Source organism: Flavobacterium sp. ST-158, from assembly GCF_058309975.1.
In genome coordinates, this window is the sequence record NZ_JBZEEN010000007.1 from 97,795 (window position 1) to 117,082 (window position 19,288).

Annotated in this window: 9 protein-coding genes; 8 read left to right on the forward strand and 1 reads right to left on the reverse strand. The window is 34.9% G+C overall.

The genetic code is table 11. From position 1 onward, the window contains the following. The first annotated feature begins 33 nt into the window (after nucleotides 1–33). The 4 genes from rpoB to AC4FRF_RS11800 all read left to right on the forward strand — a co-directional run bounded on the left by rpoB (nucleotide 34) and on the right by AC4FRF_RS11800 (nucleotide 9,325). On the forward strand, nucleotides 34–3,846 hold the full coding sequence (rpoB, locus tag AC4FRF_RS11785) for a DNA-directed RNA polymerase subunit beta (protein ID WP_491159748.1): 3,813 nt from the start codon (nucleotides 34–36) through the stop codon (nucleotides 3,844–3,846). Between the two features lie 243 nt (nucleotides 3,847–4,089). Then, entirely contained in the window at nucleotides 4,090–8,397 is a 4,308-nt protein-coding gene (gene rpoC, locus AC4FRF_RS11790) for a DNA-directed RNA polymerase subunit beta' (protein ID WP_491159749.1), read from the forward strand. A 97-nt stretch (nucleotides 8,398–8,494) separates the two neighbouring features. Next, a complete protein-coding gene (locus AC4FRF_RS11795; RefSeq protein ID WP_491159750.1) occupies nucleotides 8,495–8,797 on the forward strand; it encodes a DUF3467 domain-containing protein in 303 nt (100 codons plus the stop codon). A gap of 213 nt (nucleotides 8,798–9,010) precedes the next feature. Continuing rightward, nucleotides 9,011–9,325 (forward strand): hypothetical protein, encoded by a 315-nt coding sequence (locus tag AC4FRF_RS11800; RefSeq protein ID WP_491159751.1) that lies wholly within the window; start codon nucleotides 9,011–9,013, stop codon nucleotides 9,323–9,325. 73 nt (nucleotides 9,326–9,398) lie between these two features. On the opposite strand, the gene AC4FRF_RS11805 is transcribed toward AC4FRF_RS11800, so the two are convergent. Further along, complete coding sequence (locus tag AC4FRF_RS11805) at nucleotides 9,399–10,988, reverse strand: peptide chain release factor 3 (RefSeq protein ID WP_491159752.1); 1,590 nt, start codon at nucleotides 10,986–10,988, stop codon at nucleotides 9,399–9,401. Between the two features lie 348 nt (nucleotides 10,989–11,336). Between AC4FRF_RS11805 and AC4FRF_RS11810 the strand changes: the two genes are divergently transcribed. From AC4FRF_RS11810 to AC4FRF_RS11825, 4 genes are all read left to right on the forward strand, one after another. Continuing rightward, the gene (locus AC4FRF_RS11810; protein ID WP_491159753.1) at nucleotides 11,337–12,767 is read left to right on the forward strand and encodes a peptidylprolyl isomerase; all 1,431 of its coding nucleotides are present in this window, start codon (nucleotides 11,337–11,339) and stop codon (nucleotides 12,765–12,767) included. Nucleotides 12,768–12,845: 78 nt separating this feature from the next. Further along, nucleotides 12,846–13,799 (forward strand): AAA family ATPase, encoded by a 954-nt coding sequence (locus AC4FRF_RS11815; RefSeq protein ID WP_491159754.1) that lies wholly within the window; start codon nucleotides 12,846–12,848, stop codon nucleotides 13,797–13,799. 314 nt (nucleotides 13,800–14,113) lie between these two features. Continuing rightward, complete coding sequence (locus AC4FRF_RS11820; RefSeq protein ID WP_491159755.1) at nucleotides 14,114–16,885, forward strand: bifunctional aconitate hydratase 2/2-methylisocitrate dehydratase; 2,772 nt, start codon at nucleotides 14,114–14,116, stop codon at nucleotides 16,883–16,885. A gap of 126 nt (nucleotides 16,886–17,011) precedes the next feature. After that, nucleotides 17,012–19,273 (forward strand): aconitate hydratase, encoded by a 2,262-nt coding sequence (locus AC4FRF_RS11825; RefSeq protein ID WP_491159756.1) that lies wholly within the window; start codon nucleotides 17,012–17,014, stop codon nucleotides 19,271–19,273. Nucleotides 19,274–19,288 lie beyond the last annotated feature (15 nt).

Below are 19,288 nucleotides of genomic sequence, written 5' to 3' on the forward strand. Positions count from 1 at the left end.
ACTACTTTTTTTTAATCAAAATTTTGTCCATTGATGATAACAAATCAGACTGAAAGATTGAATTTTGCCTCTACAAAAAATATACCTCAGTATCCAGATTTCTTGGATGTTCAGGTAAAATCTTTTCAAGATTTTTTTCAATTAGAAACTAAATCTGACGAAAGAGGCAACGAAGGCTTATACAACACCTTCATGGAAAACTTTCCAATTACAGATACAAGAAACAACTTTGTATTGGAATTCCTAGATTATTTTGTAGATCCACCACGTTATACAATTCAAGAATGTATAGAAAGAGGTCTAACACATAGTGTACCTTTAAAAGCAAGGTTGAAACTATACTGTACAGATCCAGAACACGAAGACTTTGAAACTATTGTTCAAGATGTATATCTTGGTACAATTCCTTATATGACTCCTAGTGGTACTTTTGTTATTAATGGTGCTGAACGTGTAGTTGTTTCTCAACTTCACAGATCTCCAGGTGTTTTCTTCGGACAATCATTCCACGCAAATGGAACAAAATTATATTCTGCCAGAGTAATTCCTTTTAAAGGTTCTTGGATAGAATTTTCTACTGATATCAATAGCGTAATGTATGCTTATATCGATAGAAAGAAAAAATTACCTGTAACAACTTTATTCCGCGCTATTGGTTTTGAAAGAGATAAGGATATCCTTGAAATCTTTGACCTTGCTGAAGAAATTAAAGTTTCTAAAACAGGACTAAAAAAATATATCGGTAGAAAATTAGCGGCTCGTGTATTGAATACATGGCATGAAGATTTCGTAGATGAAGATACTGGTGAAGTAGTTTCTATCGAACGTAACGAGATTATTCTTGATCGTGACACGATTATCGATAAAGATAATGTGGAAGAGATCATTGAATCTAACGTTAAATCTATTTTGTTGCATAAAGAAGATGCTAATCAAGCTGATTATGCTATCATTCATAATACATTACAAAAAGATCCAACAAACTCTGAAAAAGAAGCTGTTGAGCATATATACAGACAATTGCGTAATGCAGAACCGCCTGATGAAGAAACTGCTCGTGGTATTATAGATAAATTGTTTTTCTCTGATCAACGTTACAATTTAGGTGAAGTAGGTCGATATAGAATGAACAAAAAACTTGGTTTAGATATCCCAATGGAAAAGCAAGTGCTTACCAAAGAAGATATCATTACTATCGTGAAGTATTTAATTGAGTTGATAAACGCTAAGGCGGATATTGATGATATTGACCACTTATCAAACCGTCGTGTTAGAACAGTTGGTGAACAATTGTCTCAGCAATTCGGTGTTGGTTTAGCACGTATGGCTAGAACTATTCGTGAGAGAATGAACGTTAGAGATAACGAGGTGTTTACACCAATTGATTTGATTAATGCTAAAACATTATCATCAGTTATCAACTCTTTCTTTGGAACTAACCAGTTGTCTCAATTTATGGATCAAACAAATCCATTAGCTGAGATTACACACAAAAGAAGATTATCTGCACTTGGACCAGGTGGACTTTCGAGAGAGAGAGCTGGATTTGAGGTTCGTGACGTTCACTATACGCACTACGGACGTTTATGTCCTATTGAAACACCAGAGGGACCAAACATTGGTTTGATTTCATCTCTTGGAGTTTATGCTAAAGTAAACGGAATGGGATTCATTGAAACGCCTTACCGTAAAGTTACAAATGGTGTTGTTGATTTAGTTTCTGAGCCAACTTACCTAAGTGCTGAAGAAGAAGAAGGAATGTTGATTGCGCAAGCCAACATTGAAATGGAAGATTCTGGAAAAATTACCGCTGAAAACGTAATTGCACGTGAAGAAGGTGATTTCCCGGTTGTTGACCCTTCTAAGGTAGATTATACTGACGTTGCTCCTAACCAAATTGCTTCGATTTCTGCATCTTTAATTCCTTTCTTGGAGCATGATGATGCGAACCGTGCGTTGATGGGATCGAACATGATGCGTCAGGCCGTACCATTAATTCGTCCTGAAGCTCCAATTGTTGGAACTGGTTTAGAGCGTCAGGTAGCTTCTGATTCTAGAGTATTGATTAATGCTGAAGGGCATGGTACTGTAGAATATGTAGATGCTAATATCATTACTATCAAGTACGATCGTTCTGAAGAAGAAAGAATGGTAAGTTTTGATGCTGATGAAAAGACATACAATTTAATTAAATTCAGAAAAACCAACCAAGGAACAAGTATTAACTTGAAACCGATCGTAAGAAAAGGGGATAGAGTGGTTCCAGGTCAAGTATTATCAGAAGGATATGCTACTGAAAATGGAGAATTAGCTTTAGGTAGAAACTTAAAAGTAGCGTTCATGCCATGGAAAGGGTACAACTTCGAGGATGCGATTGTAATTTCTGAAAAAGTAGTTCGTGATGATATCTTTACTTCAATCCACGTAGACGATTACTCATTAGAGGTAAGAGATACTAAATTAGGTAATGAAGAGTTAACGAATGATATTCCTAACGTTTCTGAAGAGGCTACTAAAGACTTGGATGAAAACGGTATGATTAGAATTGGTGCCGAGGTGAAACCTGGTGACATTCTTATTGGAAAAATTACGCCAAAAGGGGAATCTGATCCAACTCCAGAAGAGAAATTGCTTCGTGCCATCTTCGGGGATAAAGCTGGTGATGTAAAAGACGCTTCATTGAAAGCTTCTCCATCTCTTCACGGTGTAGTTTTAGACAAAAAATTATTTGCAAGAGCTGTAAAAGACAAACGCAAACGTACTCAGGACAAAGATGCTTTAGGAGCATTGGAAATGGAGTTCGAAGTTAAATTTACAGAATTAAAAGATAGATTAATTGAGAAACTTTTCTTAATCGTAAACGGAAAAACATCACAAGGTGTAATGAACGATTTGGGTGAAGAAGTTTTACCAAAAGGTAAAAAATACACTCAAAAAATGCTTTACGCTGTTGAAGATTTTGCTCACTTAAGCAAAGGTCAATGGGTAGCTGATGATGCAACTAATAAAATGGTGAATGATTTAATTCATAACTATAAAATTAAGTTGAACGATTTACAAGGAGCATTAAGAAGAGAGAAATTCACAATTACTGTTGGAGATGAATTGCCATCAGGAATTTTGAAATTAGCTAAAGTTTATATCGCTAAGAAACGTAAGTTGAAAGTAGGGGATAAAATGGCAGGACGTCACGGTAACAAAGGTATCGTTGCTCGTATTGTTCGTCATGAAGATATGCCTTTCTTAGAAGACGGAACACCAGTTGATATCGTATTGAATCCACTTGGGGTACCTTCTCGTATGAACATTGGTCAAATTTATGAAACTGTTCTTGGATGGGCTGGACAAAAATTAGGTAGAAAATATGCTACTCCAATTTTTGATGGTGCTTCTCTAGACCAAATCAATGAATTAACTGACGAAGCTGGAATTCCACGTTTTGGACATACACATCTTTATGATGGTGGTACAGGAGAGCGTTTCCATCAAGCTGCAACTGTGGGTGTAATTTATATGTTGAAACTAGGACACATGGTTGATGATAAGATGCACGCACGTTCTATTGGTCCATACTCGTTGATTACACAACAACCACTTGGAGGTAAAGCTCAATTTGGAGGTCAACGTTTTGGAGAGATGGAAGTTTGGGCATTGGAGGCTTATGGAGCTTCTAGTACCCTTAGAGAAATCTTAACAGTTAAATCTGATGACGTAATTGGTAGAGCTAAAACTTACGAAGCTATCGTAAAAGGAGAAACTATGCCAGAACCAGGATTGCCAGAATCATTCAATGTATTGATGCATGAATTGAAAGGTCTTGGATTAGACATTAGATTAGAAGAATAATAATAGTATTCAGTGAACAGTGTTTGGTTGCGGTAAATGTCAATCAAACACTGAACACTTTTTTTAGTTTTCAGGATTTATACCCGTAAACCGTTCCGATTTTTTATAGAAACCAAGAGGGTTTTATAACTAGCACTTCAAATAGTCGTTTGAAGTTTAGAGAAGTAATTCGAGGTAATGGAGGATGCTTAAGGCAAAATCTAAAATCAATTTTTAATTGCAAATAAATCAATAGTAAAAACTATGATGAATAACAGAAATAATAAAGAGAAAAACCAAGTAAAAAGGTTTGATAAAATTTCGATAGGATTAGCGTCTCCAGAATCTATCTTGAAAGAATCAAGAGGTGAGGTTTTGAAGCCAGAAACTATCAATTATAGAACGCACAAACCAGAACGTGACGGTCTTTTCTGCGAAAGAATCTTCGGACCAGTAAAAGATTTTGAATGTGCTTGTGGTAAATACAAAAGAATCCGTTACAAAGGAATCATTTGTGACCGATGTGGGGTTGAAGTTACTGAGAAAAAAGTACGTAGAGATAGAGTAGGTCACATTAACTTGGTAGTTCCTATTGCTCACATTTGGTATTTCCGTTCTCTTCCAAATAAAATAGGTTATATCCTTGGACTTCCATCTAAGAAATTAGATATGATTATCTACTACGAAAGATACGTAGTAATCCAAGCAGGTATTGCTAAAAATGCAGATGGGGAATCATTGCAAAGATTAGATTTCTTAACTGAAGAAGAATATTTGAATATCTTAGATACACTTCCTCAGGATAACCAATATTTAGACGATTTTGATCCTAATAAATTTGTTGCCAAAATGGGAGCAGAATGTATTATGGACTTATTAGCTCGTATTGATTTAGATCAATTGTCTTACCAATTGCGTCACTCAGCTAATAATGAAACGTCTAAACAACGTAAAACTGAGGCATTAAAAAGATTACAAGTTGTGGAATCTTTCCGTGAGTCTAACTTAAACCGCGAAAATCGTCCTGAATGGATGATTATGAAAGTGGTTCCTGTTATTCCACCAGAATTACGTCCGTTAGTTCCACTTGATGGAGGTCGTTTTGCAACTTCAGATTTAAATGACTTATACCGTCGTGTAATTATTCGTAACAACCGTTTGAAAAGATTAATGGAGATTAAAGCTCCAGAAGTAATCTTGAGAAACGAGAAACGTATGTTGCAAGAATCGGTAGATTCATTATTTGATAATACAAGAAAAGCATCTGCTGTTAAAACAGAATCAAACAGACCATTAAAATCATTATCTGATTCCTTAAAAGGTAAGCAAGGACGTTTCCGTCAAAACTTACTTGGAAAACGTGTGGATTATTCTGCTCGTTCGGTAATTGTTGTTGGACCTGAATTGAAATTGTTCGAATGTGGATTGCCAAAAGATATGGCAGCTGAATTATACAAACCTTTTGTTATCCGTAAATTGATAGAAAGAGGAATTGTAAAAACAGTTAAATCTGCTAAGAAAATTATTGATAAAAAAGAGCCAGTAGTTTGGGATATTCTTGAAAATGTAATTAAAGGACATCCAGTATTACTGAACCGTGCTCCTACTTTGCACAGATTGGGTATTCAAGCTTTCCAACCAAAATTAATCGAAGGAAAAGCAATCCAATTACACCCATTAGTATGTACGGCATTCAACGCGGATTTTGATGGGGATCAGATGGCAGTTCACTTGCCATTAGGACCAGAAGCAATCCTTGAAGCTCAATTATTAATGTTAGCTTCTCACAACATCTTGAACCCTGCAAATGGTGCTCCTATTACGGTACCTTCTCAGGACATGGTTTTGGGTCTTTATTATATGACCAAAGAGCGTTTGTCTACTCCAGAAAAGAAGATTTTAGGAGAAGGACTTACTTTTTACTCTGCTGAGGAAGTAAACATTGCCTTAAATGAAGGAAGATTAGAATTGAATGCTCGTGTGAAAATTAGAGCAAAAGATTTTAATGAAGAAGGAGAATTGGTTTACCAAATTATCCAAACAACTGCGGGACGTGTATTATTTAATGAAGTAGTGCCACCAGCAGCTGGATATATCAATGAAGTATTGACTAAGAAAAACCTTAGAGATATTATCGGTCACGTATTAAATTCAACAAGTGTACCTGAAACGGCTGCCTTTTTGGATAACATGAAAGATATGGGGTATAAATTTGCATTCCGCGGAGGATTATCTTTCTCATTAGGTGATATTAGAATTCCAGAGCAAAAAACTCAATTGATTGCTGACGCTAGAGAGCAAGTAGAAGGAATTTCTACTAACTATAACATGGGTCTTATTACAAATAACGAACGTTACAACCAAGTTATTGACGTATGGACTTCTGCTAATGCACAATTGACAGAATTAGCAATGAAAAACATTAGAGAAGACCAACAAGGATTCAACTCGGTGTATATGATGCTTGATTCTGGAGCTCGTGGATCTAAAGAGCAAATTCGTCAGTTAACTGGTATGCGTGGTTTGATGGCTAAGCCTAAAAAATCTACTGCTGGTGGTGGTGAAATTATTGAAAACCCGATTCTTTCTAACTTTAAAGAAGGTCTTTCTATCCTTGAGTACTTTATCTCTACTCACGGTGCTCGTAAAGGTCTTGCGGATACGGCTCTTAAAACGGCGGATGCTGGTTACTTGACTCGTAGATTACATGACGTTTCTCAAGACGTTATTGTTAATATAGAAGATTGTGGTACTTTAAGAGGTGTTGAAGTTTCTGCATTGAAGAAAAATGAAGAAATCGTTGAATCATTAGGTGAAAGAATCTTAGGACGTGTTGCATTACAAGACGTAATTAATCCTTTAACTAATGAAGTGTTAGTGGCTTCAGGACAACAAATCACTGAGGCAATTGTTAAGGCAATTGACGCTTCTCCATTAGAAAGTGTTGAAGTTCGTTCTCCATTAACTTGTGAGGCATTAAAAGGTATTTGTGCTAAATGTTACGGACGTAACTTAGCTACTGGAAAAATGACTCAAAGAGGTGAGGCTGTAGGTGTAATTGCTGCACAGTCTATTGGTGAGCCAGGTACACAGTTGACACTTCGTACATTCCACGTTGGAGGGGTTGCAGGAGGTATTTCTGAAGAGTCTAGTATTGTTGCTAAATTCCCAGGAAAACTTGAAGTAGAAGATTTAAAAACTGTAAAAGGCGAAGACAATGAAGGAAACGAAGTGGATATCGTTGTTTCTCGTTCTACAGAATTGAAATTAGTTGACGAAAAAACAGGTATTGTTTTAAATACTCATAATATTCCTTACGGTTCTAGTATTTATGTAAAAGACGGGCAGTCTATTGCAAAAGGAGATGTAATCTGTAAATGGGATCCATATAATGGAGTTATTGTTTCTGAGTTTACTGGTAAAATTGCTTACGAAGATTTAGAGCAAGGACAATCGTTCATGGTTGAAATCGATGAGCAAACTGGTTTCCAAGAAAAGGTAATCTCTGAATCTAGAAACAAAAAATTAATTCCTACTTTATTAGTTTATGGTAAAGATGGTGATTTGATTCGTTCTTACAACTTACCAGTTGGAGCCCACTTGATGGTTGAAGATGGTGAGAAAATTAAAGCAGGTAAAGTATTGGTTAAAATTCCACGTCGTTCTTCTAAATCTGGGGATATTACGGGAGGTTTACCTAGAATTACTGAGTTGCTTGAAGCACGAAATCCTTCTAACCCAGCTGTGGTTTCTGAAATTGATGGGGTGGTTTCTTTTGGAAAAATCAAAAGAGGTAACCGTGAGATTATCATCGAATCTAAGTTTGGTGAAATTAAGAAATACTTGGTGAAATTATCGAGTCAAATTCTTGTTCAGGAAAATGACTTCGTAAGAGCTGGTGTTCCTTTATCAGATGGAGCAATCACTCCAGACGACATCTTGAGAATTCAAGGTCCAGCAGCTGTTCAACAGTACTTGGTTAACGAAATTCAAGAGGTATACCGTTTACAAGGGGTAAAAATTAATGATAAGCACTTTGAGGTAGTTATTCGTCAAATGATGCGTAAAGTAAGAGTTGAAGATCCGGGAGATACATTATTTTTAGAAGATCAATTGATTCATACTAAAGATTTTATTGTTGAGAATGATAAATTATACGGTATGAAAGTGGTTGAGGATGCAGGAGATTCTTCTAACTTAAAAGAAGGTCAAATTGTTACTCCACGTCAATTGAGAGATGAAAATTCTTTATTGAAACGTTCTGATAAAAACCTAGTTGTTGCTCGTGATGTAGTTACTGCAACTGCAACTCCAGTATTACAAGGTATTACAAGAGCTTCGCTTCAAACGAAATCGTTTATTTCTGCTGCTTCGTTCCAAGAAACAACGAAAGTATTAAATGAGGCTGCTGTTGCCGGAAAAGTAGATCTATTAGAAGGATTGAAAGAGAATGTTATTGTAGGACACAGAATCCCTGCTGGTACAGGTATGAGAGAGTACGATAATGCTATTGTAGGTTCTAAAGAAGATTATAACGATATGATGGCAAACAAAGAAGAATATATTTATTAATAAATAATATACTTTAAATTAAAAAATAGAAAGATTACCTCGTGTAGTCTTTCTATTTTTTTTACTTTTAACTTTTTAGTTTATAAAAAGATCAGATATGAAAGAACAACAAGAACAAATAAATATTGAATTAGACGAGAAAACAGCCGAAGGGATTTATTCTAATTTAGCCATCATTAATCATTCAGCTTCAGAGTTTGTATTAGATTTTGTGAGCATAATGCCAGGTGTGCCTAAGGCTAAGGTAAAGTCAAGAATAGTTTTAACGCCTCAGCATGCTAAAAGATTATTAAAGGCAATAGGTGATAATATTCATCGTTTTGAAATGGCTCATGGAGAAATCAAAGACACGGAGCAAACGCCTATTCCGCTTAATTTTGGTCCTGCCGGGCAAGCATAAATAACTCAAAAGCTTTCAATTTTATTGAAGGCTTTTTTTTGCATTTTGATAGTTTGTTGCTTTTTTTAGTAGCTAAACGAGTTTTATAGTAGTTTGTCGGAAATTTTTTTTAGTGCTTTTCTATTGCTATAGATTTGTTTCATAATAAAATGATAACCGATAAGAAATCAAGCCATGAACAACTCAAAAATAAATAGCTCTAACTCAAAATTGATGACATCAATATTCTTTTTTATGCTGTTTTTAATGTTTTCTTTTTCTGGATATAGCCAATCTCAAGCAGCTTCAACAGTAGAGTTTAATTCTAGCGAACAACCAACTAATGTGAAATTAGAAAGTTCAAGAGCTACATCTAATATGGAATTTGCACTTTGGTTTATGGGTTCTAAACAAGACCCTAATTCTACGTTATCTGCAGAAGGAACTAGTGCTAAAAAATTAATCATTACTTCTGGAATGGCACCAAACCGTTTGTTAATTAAAGCTTTTTTGAAAAAAGTAGTAAATTACGAAAATGCATTATCATAAGCTTAGTAATATAAAATCATAAAAAAAAGGTCTCATCAAATGAGACCTTTTTTTAGGTGATAATATCTGGGTTTTAATCTAATTCAGATGTAAAATACAATTTAACACTTGGGTATTTGTTTTGTGTCATTTGAATTGTAAAGTCCGAATCGGCTAAGAAAACCAATTGATCGTATTTATCTTTAGCAAGGAATTTTTGTTTGATTCGTTTGAATTCTTTGAACTCGTCATTCTTAGCATCATCAGGTTTTACCCAACAGGCTTTGTGTACAGGGAAGTTCTCGTAGGTGCATTTTGCTCCATATTCATGTTCTAAACGATATTGAATTACCTCGTATTGAAGTGCTCCAACAGTTCCAATTACTTTTCGATTGTTCATCTCCAAAGTAAATAATTGCGCAACTCCTTCATCCATTAATTGGTCTACACCTTTGTCCAATTGTTTCGCTTTCATTGGATCGGCATTATTAATGTATCTAAAGTGTTCAGGAGAGAAACTTGGAATTCCTTTAAAATTCATTACTTCACCTTCAGTAAGTGTGTCTCCAATTTTAAAATTACCAGTATCATGAAGTCCAACAATGTCTCCAGGATAAGAGATGTCTACAATTTCTTTTTTCTCAGCAAAAAAGGCATTTGGACTGGAGAATTTTAGATTTTTCTTTTGGCGAACGTGATAATAAGGTTTGTTTCTTTCAAAAGTTCCAGAAACAATTTTGATAAAAGCCAAACGGTCACGGTGTTTAGGATCCATATTAGCATGGATTTTAAACACAAAACCGGATAGTTTTTCTTCTTTTGGATCAACTAATCTTGTTTCAGATTCTTTAGGTCTTGGAGACGGGGCAATAGCAACAAAGCAATCCAATAATTCTCTAACGCCAAAATTATTTAAAGCAGAACCAAAAAACACAGGCTGTAATTTTCCGTCTAGATAATCTTCTTGGTTGAATTTTGGATAGACTTCGTCAATTAACTCCAATTCTTCTCTTAAACGATCTGCGGGCTTTTGTCCAATTATTTTTTCTAATTCAGGATTTTGAACATCTTCAAAAGCAATCGTTTCTTCGATATTTTTTCGGCTGTCTCCACTAAATAAGTTGATGTTTTGTTCCCAAAGATTGTAAATTCCCTGAAAATCATAACCCATTCCGATAGGGAAGCTCAATGGCGTAACCGTAAGTCCTAATTTTTGTTCTACTTCATCCATTAAGTCAAAAGCGTCATGACCTTCACGGTCCAATTTGTTAATGAAAACAATAATTGGAATTTTACGCATTCTACAAACTGCAACTAATTTTTCTGTTTGTTCCTCAACTCCTTTTGCAACGTCAATTACCACAATTACACTATCAACTGCAGTTAAGGTTCTAAAAGTGTCTTCGGCAAAATCCTTGTGTCCAGGTGTATCAAGAATGTTGATTTTTTTGTCTTTATAGTTAAAGGCTAGGACAGAAGTAGAAACCGAGATTCCTCTTTGGCGCTCAATTTCCATAAAGTCACTGGTAGCGCCTTTTTTAATTTTGTTATTTTTTACAGCACCAGCTTCTTGAATAGCACCTCCAAAAAGAAGTAGTTTTTCAGTAAGTGTTGTTTTTCCAGCATCAGGGTGCGAGATAATTCCAAAGGTTCTTCTTCGTTGTATTTCTTTTAAAAAGCTCATATATAATTCTAAATGGTCTGCAAAAGTACTATTTATATATACGATTTGAAAATAAATAAGCTTTCAGTTGTTTGTATTCTACTTAATCTAGTTTTTATTTTTTTTCGACTTTGTGTATTTGTTTTAAAAAAAGTTTTTTTTGAAATCTAACACTGCTTTTTTCTTAGATAATTTTTTGTTAATAGTCTAAAGGAAACTTGTATAATGTAATTGAATTGCTATTTTTGTTCGTTTTTACTATCATAAAACACAAATAATGTACTTTTAAGTTGTTATCTTGCCAGCTTGTAATTTTATTAAGTAATTACATTTAGAAATCAACTGAAAAATATATAATTCCAAAAGAAAATGCCTTTAAAATATTTAAGAATGAAATCCATAAATTGTAAGAATGCGCTTTTGTTTTTTGCAGTGCTGTTATTGAATACTGCGATGAATGCACAAGAAATTATAAAAGACACCTTGGTTCCTGAAAAGAAAAAAGTGACTTCCTCTCAAAGACAAAAAATTGATGGAGTAATTGCTACGGTTGGGGATTACATTATTTTGGATTCGGATATTGATAAAGCTTATTTAGAAATTTCTAGTCAAGGTGGTTCTGTAAAAGATATTACTAGATGCCAAATGCTAGGTAAATTATTGGAAGACAAATTGTATGCGCATCAAGCAGTTCAAGATAGTGTGAAGGTAACCGATGCTGAAGTGAAAGCCATGATGGATGAACGTTTGAATTATATGGTTCAGCAAATTGGTTCTATGGAAAAAGTGGTAAAATATTATAAGAAAGATTCTGAAGAAGAATTTAGAACTTATTTCTTTGATATTTTAAAAGAAAACAAATTGACATCTGAAATGCAAAAAAAGATTGTTGATGAAGTGGAGATTACTCCAGAAGAAGTGCGTAATTTTTTTAAAAAAATACCTAAAGACGAATTACCAGTTTTTGGTGCTGAAATGGAAGTAGCTCAGATTGTTGTTGAACCTAAAATTACTCAGGCTGAAAAACAGAAAGTGATTGATCGATTGAATGGATTTAAAAAAGATATTCAGGAAGGTTCCAGTTTTGCTACAAAGGCAGTTTTGTATTCTCAGGATCCGGGTTCAAGATCCAGTGGAGGTTTTTATAAAATGACTAGAAAAACTCCTTTTGTTAAAGAATTTAAAGATGTTGCTTTTAGTTTAGATGAAGGGGAGATTTCGGCTCCTTTTGAAACGGAATACGGATTTCATATTATCTATTTGGAAAAAATAAAAGGGCAAGAGTTAGAGTTGCGTCATATTTTGTTAACACCAACAGTTACTAAAGAAGCTTTGGATGAAGCTAAAGAAAAAGCAACTTTGATTAGAAAGCGCATTATGGATAAAGAAATTTCTTTTGCAGATGCGGCTAGAACTATGTCAGATCAAAAAGAAACAAGAGCTAATGGTGGTATTTTGATTAATCCAAATACACAGGATACTCGTTTTGAATTGACTAAAATGGATCCTACTTTGTATTCTCAAGTTTCTAATTTAAAAGATAATGAGATTTCGATGCCTATTTTAGACGAAACGCCTGCTGGGAAAAAACAGTATAAATTAATTACAGTTACCAATAGAATTAATGAGCATACTGCTGATTATGCTCAGGATTATGTAAAAATTAAAGATTTGGCATTAAAAGAAAAACAAATTAAAGCTATTGGGAAATGGTTTGATGAGAAAATCAAAGAAACTTATATTAAGATTGTTGGAGAATATAGAGATTGTGATTTTACCAATAACTGGTTGAAAAAATAATTTGTTCAAAATAAACAAAAAGGGTTAGCTTTATGAATTCATAGAGTTGACTCTTTTTTAATTTAAATTAGTTTTAAAATGTCAGATGTAGCGGCAATACAGAATTTGGTTCAGAAACGAACAGAGTTAAAAAATGAAATAGCAAAAATTATTGTAGGTCAGGAAGACGTAATAGATCAGTTATTGCTTTGTATTTTTTCGGGTGGTCACGCTTTGTTAGTTGGTGTGCCTGGTCTGGCAAAAACCTTAATGGTAAATACAATTTCTCAAGCTTTAGGACTTCAGTTTAAAAGGATTCAATTTACGCCTGATTTAATGCCTTCGGATATTTTGGGAAGTGAAATATTAGATGAAAATCGTCAGTTTAAATTTGTAAAAGGGCCTGTTTTTTCGAATATTGTTCTGGCAGATGAAATTAATAGAACGCCACCTAAAACGCAAGCAGCATTGTTAGAAGCCATGCAAGAGCGTTCTGTTACAATAGCGGGTGTAAATCATAAATTAGATTTGCCTTATTTTGTTTTGGCAACACAAAATCCAATTGAACAAGAGGGGACTTATCCTTTGCCAGAAGCGCAATTAGATCGTTTTATGTTTGCGGTAAAATTAGCTTATCCTTCATTTGAAGAAGAAGTTCAGGTGGTTAAAAGAACTACTTCTGATGTGAATCAAAAAATTAATCCTTTGTTTAAGGCTCAAGAAATTATAGACTTTCAGCATTTAATTCGACGAATTCCAGTGGCTGATAATGTGGTAGAGTATGCTGTGACATTAGTAGGTAAAACACGTCCTGATAGTAATTTGGCAACTGATTATGTGAGGAATTATTTGGATTGGGGAGCAGGGCCAAGAGCTTCGCAAAATTTGATATTGGCGGCTAAAGCACATGCTGCTTTTAATGGTAAATTTTCCCCGGATATTGAGGATGTAATTGCGGTAGCTACTTCGGTTTTAAGACATCGTATAATTAAGAATTATAAAGCAGATGCAGAAGGAATTACTGAAGAAATGATAATTGCTAAATTACTTTAGTTTAGAATGTTAATTATGGAAAAATAAGCTTCTCAATGTAACAACAAATTTTAAGTTTGTTAGATATTGATTATCGTATTATTGATTTTTTATAAAACAAAAGCTTTTACCTTGTTTTTCTTAAATTAAAGCTATCAGAATGCGTATTTTTCAATAATGATTTTTTTGAAAATATAGGTAGATTAAATTTTTTTTAAATCTCATCTTAAATAACTAAATTTGCACCTCGAATAAATAAAAAAACCTAGATATTACGGCTTTTGACTCTTAAATAATCAAGAAAATCTGCCTTTAACATTGAAAAGACTTCTAATATGAACATTTATAACGATTATCTCAAAGAAATCGAGGAAAGAAAAGGTCAAGGGCTTCACCCTAAGCCAATTGATAGCGCTGAACTACTTAGCGAAATTATAGCACAGATTAAAGATTTGAATAATGAGCACAGAGAGGATTCTCTTAACTTCTTTATTTATAATGTTGTGCCTGGTACTACGAGTGCTGCTGGTGCAAAAGCTAAATTTTTAAAGGAAATCATCTTAGGTGAATCAGTAGTTGCTGAAATTACTCCTGCTTTTGCTTTAGAATTATTGTCACACATGAAAGGTGGAACTTCCATCGAGGTATTGCTTGATTTAGCTTTAGGTGCTGATGCTGCTATTGCAAAAGATGCTGCAGAAGTATTGAAAACGCAAGTGTATCTTTATGAGGCTGATACCGCTCGTTTAGAAGAAGCTTATAATAATGGAAACCCAATAGCTGCGGCTATTTTAGAGAGCTATGCTAAGGCAGAATTCTTTACTAAGTTGGCTGATATTCCAGAAGAGATTAAAGTAGTAACTTATATTGCAGGTGAAGGTGATATCTCGACAGATTTACTTTCTCCAGGGAATCAAGCGCACTCAAGATCTGATCGTGAATTACATGGAAAATGTTTGATTTCTCCGCAAGCTCAAGATGAAATTAAAGCATTAAGAGAAGCGAACCCAGATAAGAGTGTGATGTTAATTGCTGAAAGAGGTACAATGGGAGTTGGATCGTCTAGAATGTCAGGAGTTAACAACGTAGCATTATGGACTGGTAAACAAGCTAGCCCTTATGTTCCATTTATCAATATTGCTCCAATCATTGCAGGTACTAATGGGATTTCTCCAATTTTCCTTACCACTGTAGGTGTTACAGGAGGAATTGGAATTGATCTTAAAAACTGGGTTAAAAAATTAGATGATCAAGGTAATGTTGTTGTTGATGCAGCAGGAGAGCCAGTTCTTGAAGAAGTCTACTCTGTAGCTACAGGAACTGTTTTAACTATCAATACTAAAACAAAGAAACTTTATAACGGAGATAAAGAGTTGATTGATATTTCTGCATCTTTAACTCCACAAAAAGTAGAATTTATCAAAGCAGGAGGTTCTTATGCCATTGTATTTGGTAAAAAATTACAAACATTTGCTTGTAAAACTTTAAATATAGCTATTCCTCAGGTATACGCTCCATCAAAAGAAATTTCTATTGAAGGACAAGGTCTTACAGCAGTTGAGAAAATATTCAATAAAAACGCAGTTGGAACTACTCCGGGTAAAGTGTTACACGCAGGTTCTGATGTACGTGTAGAAGTAAATATCGTTGGTTCTCAAGATACAACTGGTTTGATGACATCTCAAGAGTTAGAGTCTATGGCCGCTACAGTTATTTCTCCAATTGTTGATGGTGCTTACCAATCAGGTTGCCATACTGCTTCAGTTTGGGATAACAAGTCTAAAGCTAATATTCCTAGATTGATGAAATTTATGAATGACTTTGGTTTGATTACTGCACGTGACCCTAAAGGGAAATATCATGCAATGACCGATGTAATTCACAAAGTATTGAATGATATTACAGTAGATGATTGGGCTATTATTATTGGTGGTGACTCCCATACAAGAATGTCTAAAGGTGTTGCTTTTGGTGCTGACTCTGGAACTGTTGCTCTTGCATTAGCTACAGGTGAGGCTACAATGCCTATTCCTCAATCTGTAAAAGTAACTTTCAAAGGAGAAATGAAAGATTATATGGATTTCCGAGATGTGGTTCATGCTACTCAAGCGCAAATGTTGCACCAATTTAAAGGTGAAAATGTTTTCCAAGGTAGAGTTATTGAAGTACACATTGGAACTCTTACTGCGGATCAAGCCTTTACATTTACAGATTGGACAGCAGAGATGAAAGCTAAAGCTTCTATCTGTATTTCTGAAGATGAAACTTTGATCGAATCTTTAGAAATTGCTAAAAGCAGAATCCAAATCATGATTGATAAAGGCATGGATAATGACAAACAAGTGCTTAAAGGTTTAATAGCTATTGCAGATAAGAGAATTGCTGAAATTAGATCTGGTGAAAAACCAGCTTTAGCTCCAGATGCTGATGCTAAATATTATGCTGAAGTAGTAGTTGATCTTGATGTAGTTGCTGAGCCAATGATTGCTGATCCAGATGTAAACAATATTGATGTTTCTAAGCGTTATACTCACGATACTATTAGACCATTGTCTTACTATGGTGGGGATAAAAAAGTAGATCTTGGTTTCATTGGATCTTGTATGGTTCATAAAGGAGATATGAAAATCCTTGCTCAAATGCTTAAAAATATTGATGATCAACAAGGTAAAGTAGATTTTAAAGCACCTCTTGTTGTGGCTCCTCCTACATATAATATTGTAGATGAATTGAAAGCTGAAGGGGACTGGGAAATTTTACAAAAGTATTCTGGTTTTGAATTTGATGATAATGCGCCTAAAGCAGTTGCACGTACATCTTACGAGAAAATGCTTTACTTAGAGCGTCCTGGATGTAACCTTTGTATGGGTAACCAAGAAAAAGCGGCTAAAGGTGATACTGTAATGGCTACTTCTACACGTCTTTTCCAAGGAAGAGTTGTTGAAGATGCTGATGGTAAAAAAGGAGAGTCTTTGCTTTCTTCTACTCCAGTGGTAGTTTTGTCTACAATTCTTGGTAGAACTCCTACTATGGATGAATACAAAGCTGCTGTAAAAGGAATCAACTTGACTAAGTTTGCTCCTCCACATAAGCAATTAGTTGGATAATTATTGATTATCTGTTAAATATATCAAAAAGCCTGAGTGAATAACTCAGGCTTTTTTTTTAGCTACTCAATTTTTTTGTAACTTGTGTGTTTAAAGTTGAATAACAAAAACTAATAAAAAAATATTATGGCATTTGATATTGAAATGATTAAAAAAGTTTATGGACAGATGGCTAGTCGTGTTGATGTAGCACGTGAAATAGTTGGCCGTCCGCTTACTTTAACTGAGAAAATTTTGTACAGTCATCTATGGGATGGAGTAGCTAAGCAGGCTTATGGTAGGGGAGTTGATTATGTTGATTTTGCGCCAGATAGAGTAGCTTGTCAAGATGCAACGGCTCAAATGGCTTTGCTACAGTTTATGCATGCTGGAAAAAAGACAGTTGCAGTACCAACAACAGTACATTGTGATCACTTAATTTTAGCTAAAAATGGTGCTGAATTTGATTTAGCAGCAGCAAATAAGCAGTCTAAAGAGGTGTTTGATTTTCTTTCTTCGGTTTCCAATAAATACGGAATTGGTTTCTGGAAACCAGGTTCAGGGATTATTCATCAAATTGTTTTGGAAAATTATGCATTTCCAGGAGGGATGATGATTGGAACTGATTCTCATACTGTAAATGCAGGAGGATTAGGAATGTTGGCGATTGGTGTTGGTGGTGCTGATGCAGTAGATGTAATGTCGGGAATGGGATGGGAACTCAAATTTCCTAAACTAATTGGAGTAAAATTAACTGGAAAATTGTCGGGTTGGACAGCACCAAAAGATGTTATTCTTAAAGTCGCTGATATTCTTACTGTAAAAGGTGGAACTGGAGCGATTGTTGAATATTTTGGCGAAGGAGCAACTAATATGTCTTGTACTGGTAAAGGTACCATTTGTAATATGGGTGCTGAAATAGGTGCTACAACTTCTACTTTTGGTTATGATGATTCTATGCGTAGGTATTTATCTGCTACTGGTCGTCAAGATGTGGTAGATGCTGCTGATAAAGTAGCCGATTATTTAACAGGAGATGCTGAAGTGTATGCTAATCCAGATCAGTATTTTGACCAGGTTATTGAAATTAATTTATCTGAATTAGAACCTCATATTAATGGTCCTTTTACTCCAGATAGAGGAACTCCAGTTTCCAAAATGAAAGATGAGGCAGAAGCTAATGGATGGCCAATAAAAGTGGAGTGGGGATTGATAGGTTCTTGTACAAACTCTTCTTATGAAGACATGTCTCGAGCGGCTTCTATTGTAAGACAAGCGGTAAAACACGGAATTACTCCTAAAGCTGAATTTGGTATCAATCCGGGTTCTGAGCAAATTCGTTATACTATTGAAAGAGATGGAATTATTGCCGATTTTGAAAAAATGGGAACTAAGGTGTTTACTAATGCTTGTGGACCATGTATTGGGCAATGGGATAGAGCAGGAGCAGATAAAGGAGAAAAGAATACTATTGTACATTCATTTAATCGTAATTTCTCTAAACGTGCCGATGGTAATCCAAATACACATGCGTTTGTAACTTCACCAGAAATGGTTGCTGCTTTGGCAATTTCAGGAAGATTGGATTTTAATCCTATCACTGATACTTTATTAAATGATAATGGAGAGGAAGTTAAATTAGAAGCTCCATTTGGTGATGAATTACCAAATCGAGGTTTTGATGTAGAAGATGCGGGTTTTCAAGCTCCAGCAGAAGATGGTTCATCTGTTAAAATTGCGGTAAGTGAAACTTCGGATCGTTTACAGTTGTTAGCACCATTTGATGCTTGGGATGGTAAGAATATATCAGGAGCTAAATTATTGATTAAAGCTTATGGAAAATGTACTACAGATCATATTTCTATGGCTGGACCTTGGTTGCGTTTCCGTGGGCATTTAGATAATATTTCGAATAATATGTTGATTGGGGCAGTGAATGCCTACAATCAAAAAACAAATTCGGTTAAAAATCAATTGACTGGTGAATATGATGCAGTTCCGGCTGTAGCACGTGCTTATAAGGCGGCAGCTGTTCCTTCAATTGTAGTTGGGGATCAAAACTATGGAGAAGGTTCTTCTCGTGAGCATGCGGCAATGGAGCCACGTTTTTTAGGAGTGAAAGCGGTATTAGTAAAATCTTTTGCACGTATTCATGAAACAAATCTAAAAAAACAAGGGATGTTAGCTTTAACTTTTGCGAATGAAGCGGATTATGATAAAATTCAAGAAGATGATACCATTAATTTTACGGATTTAGTTGATTTTGCTCCAGGAAAGCCATTGACATTAGAGTTTGTTCATGCAGATGGTTCTAAGGATATAATCTTGGCTAATCATACTTATAATGAAAGTCAAATTGGGTGGTTCGTAGCAGGTTCGGCATTGAACCTAATTGCTGCTGAAGCATAATCCAATTAAAATGCT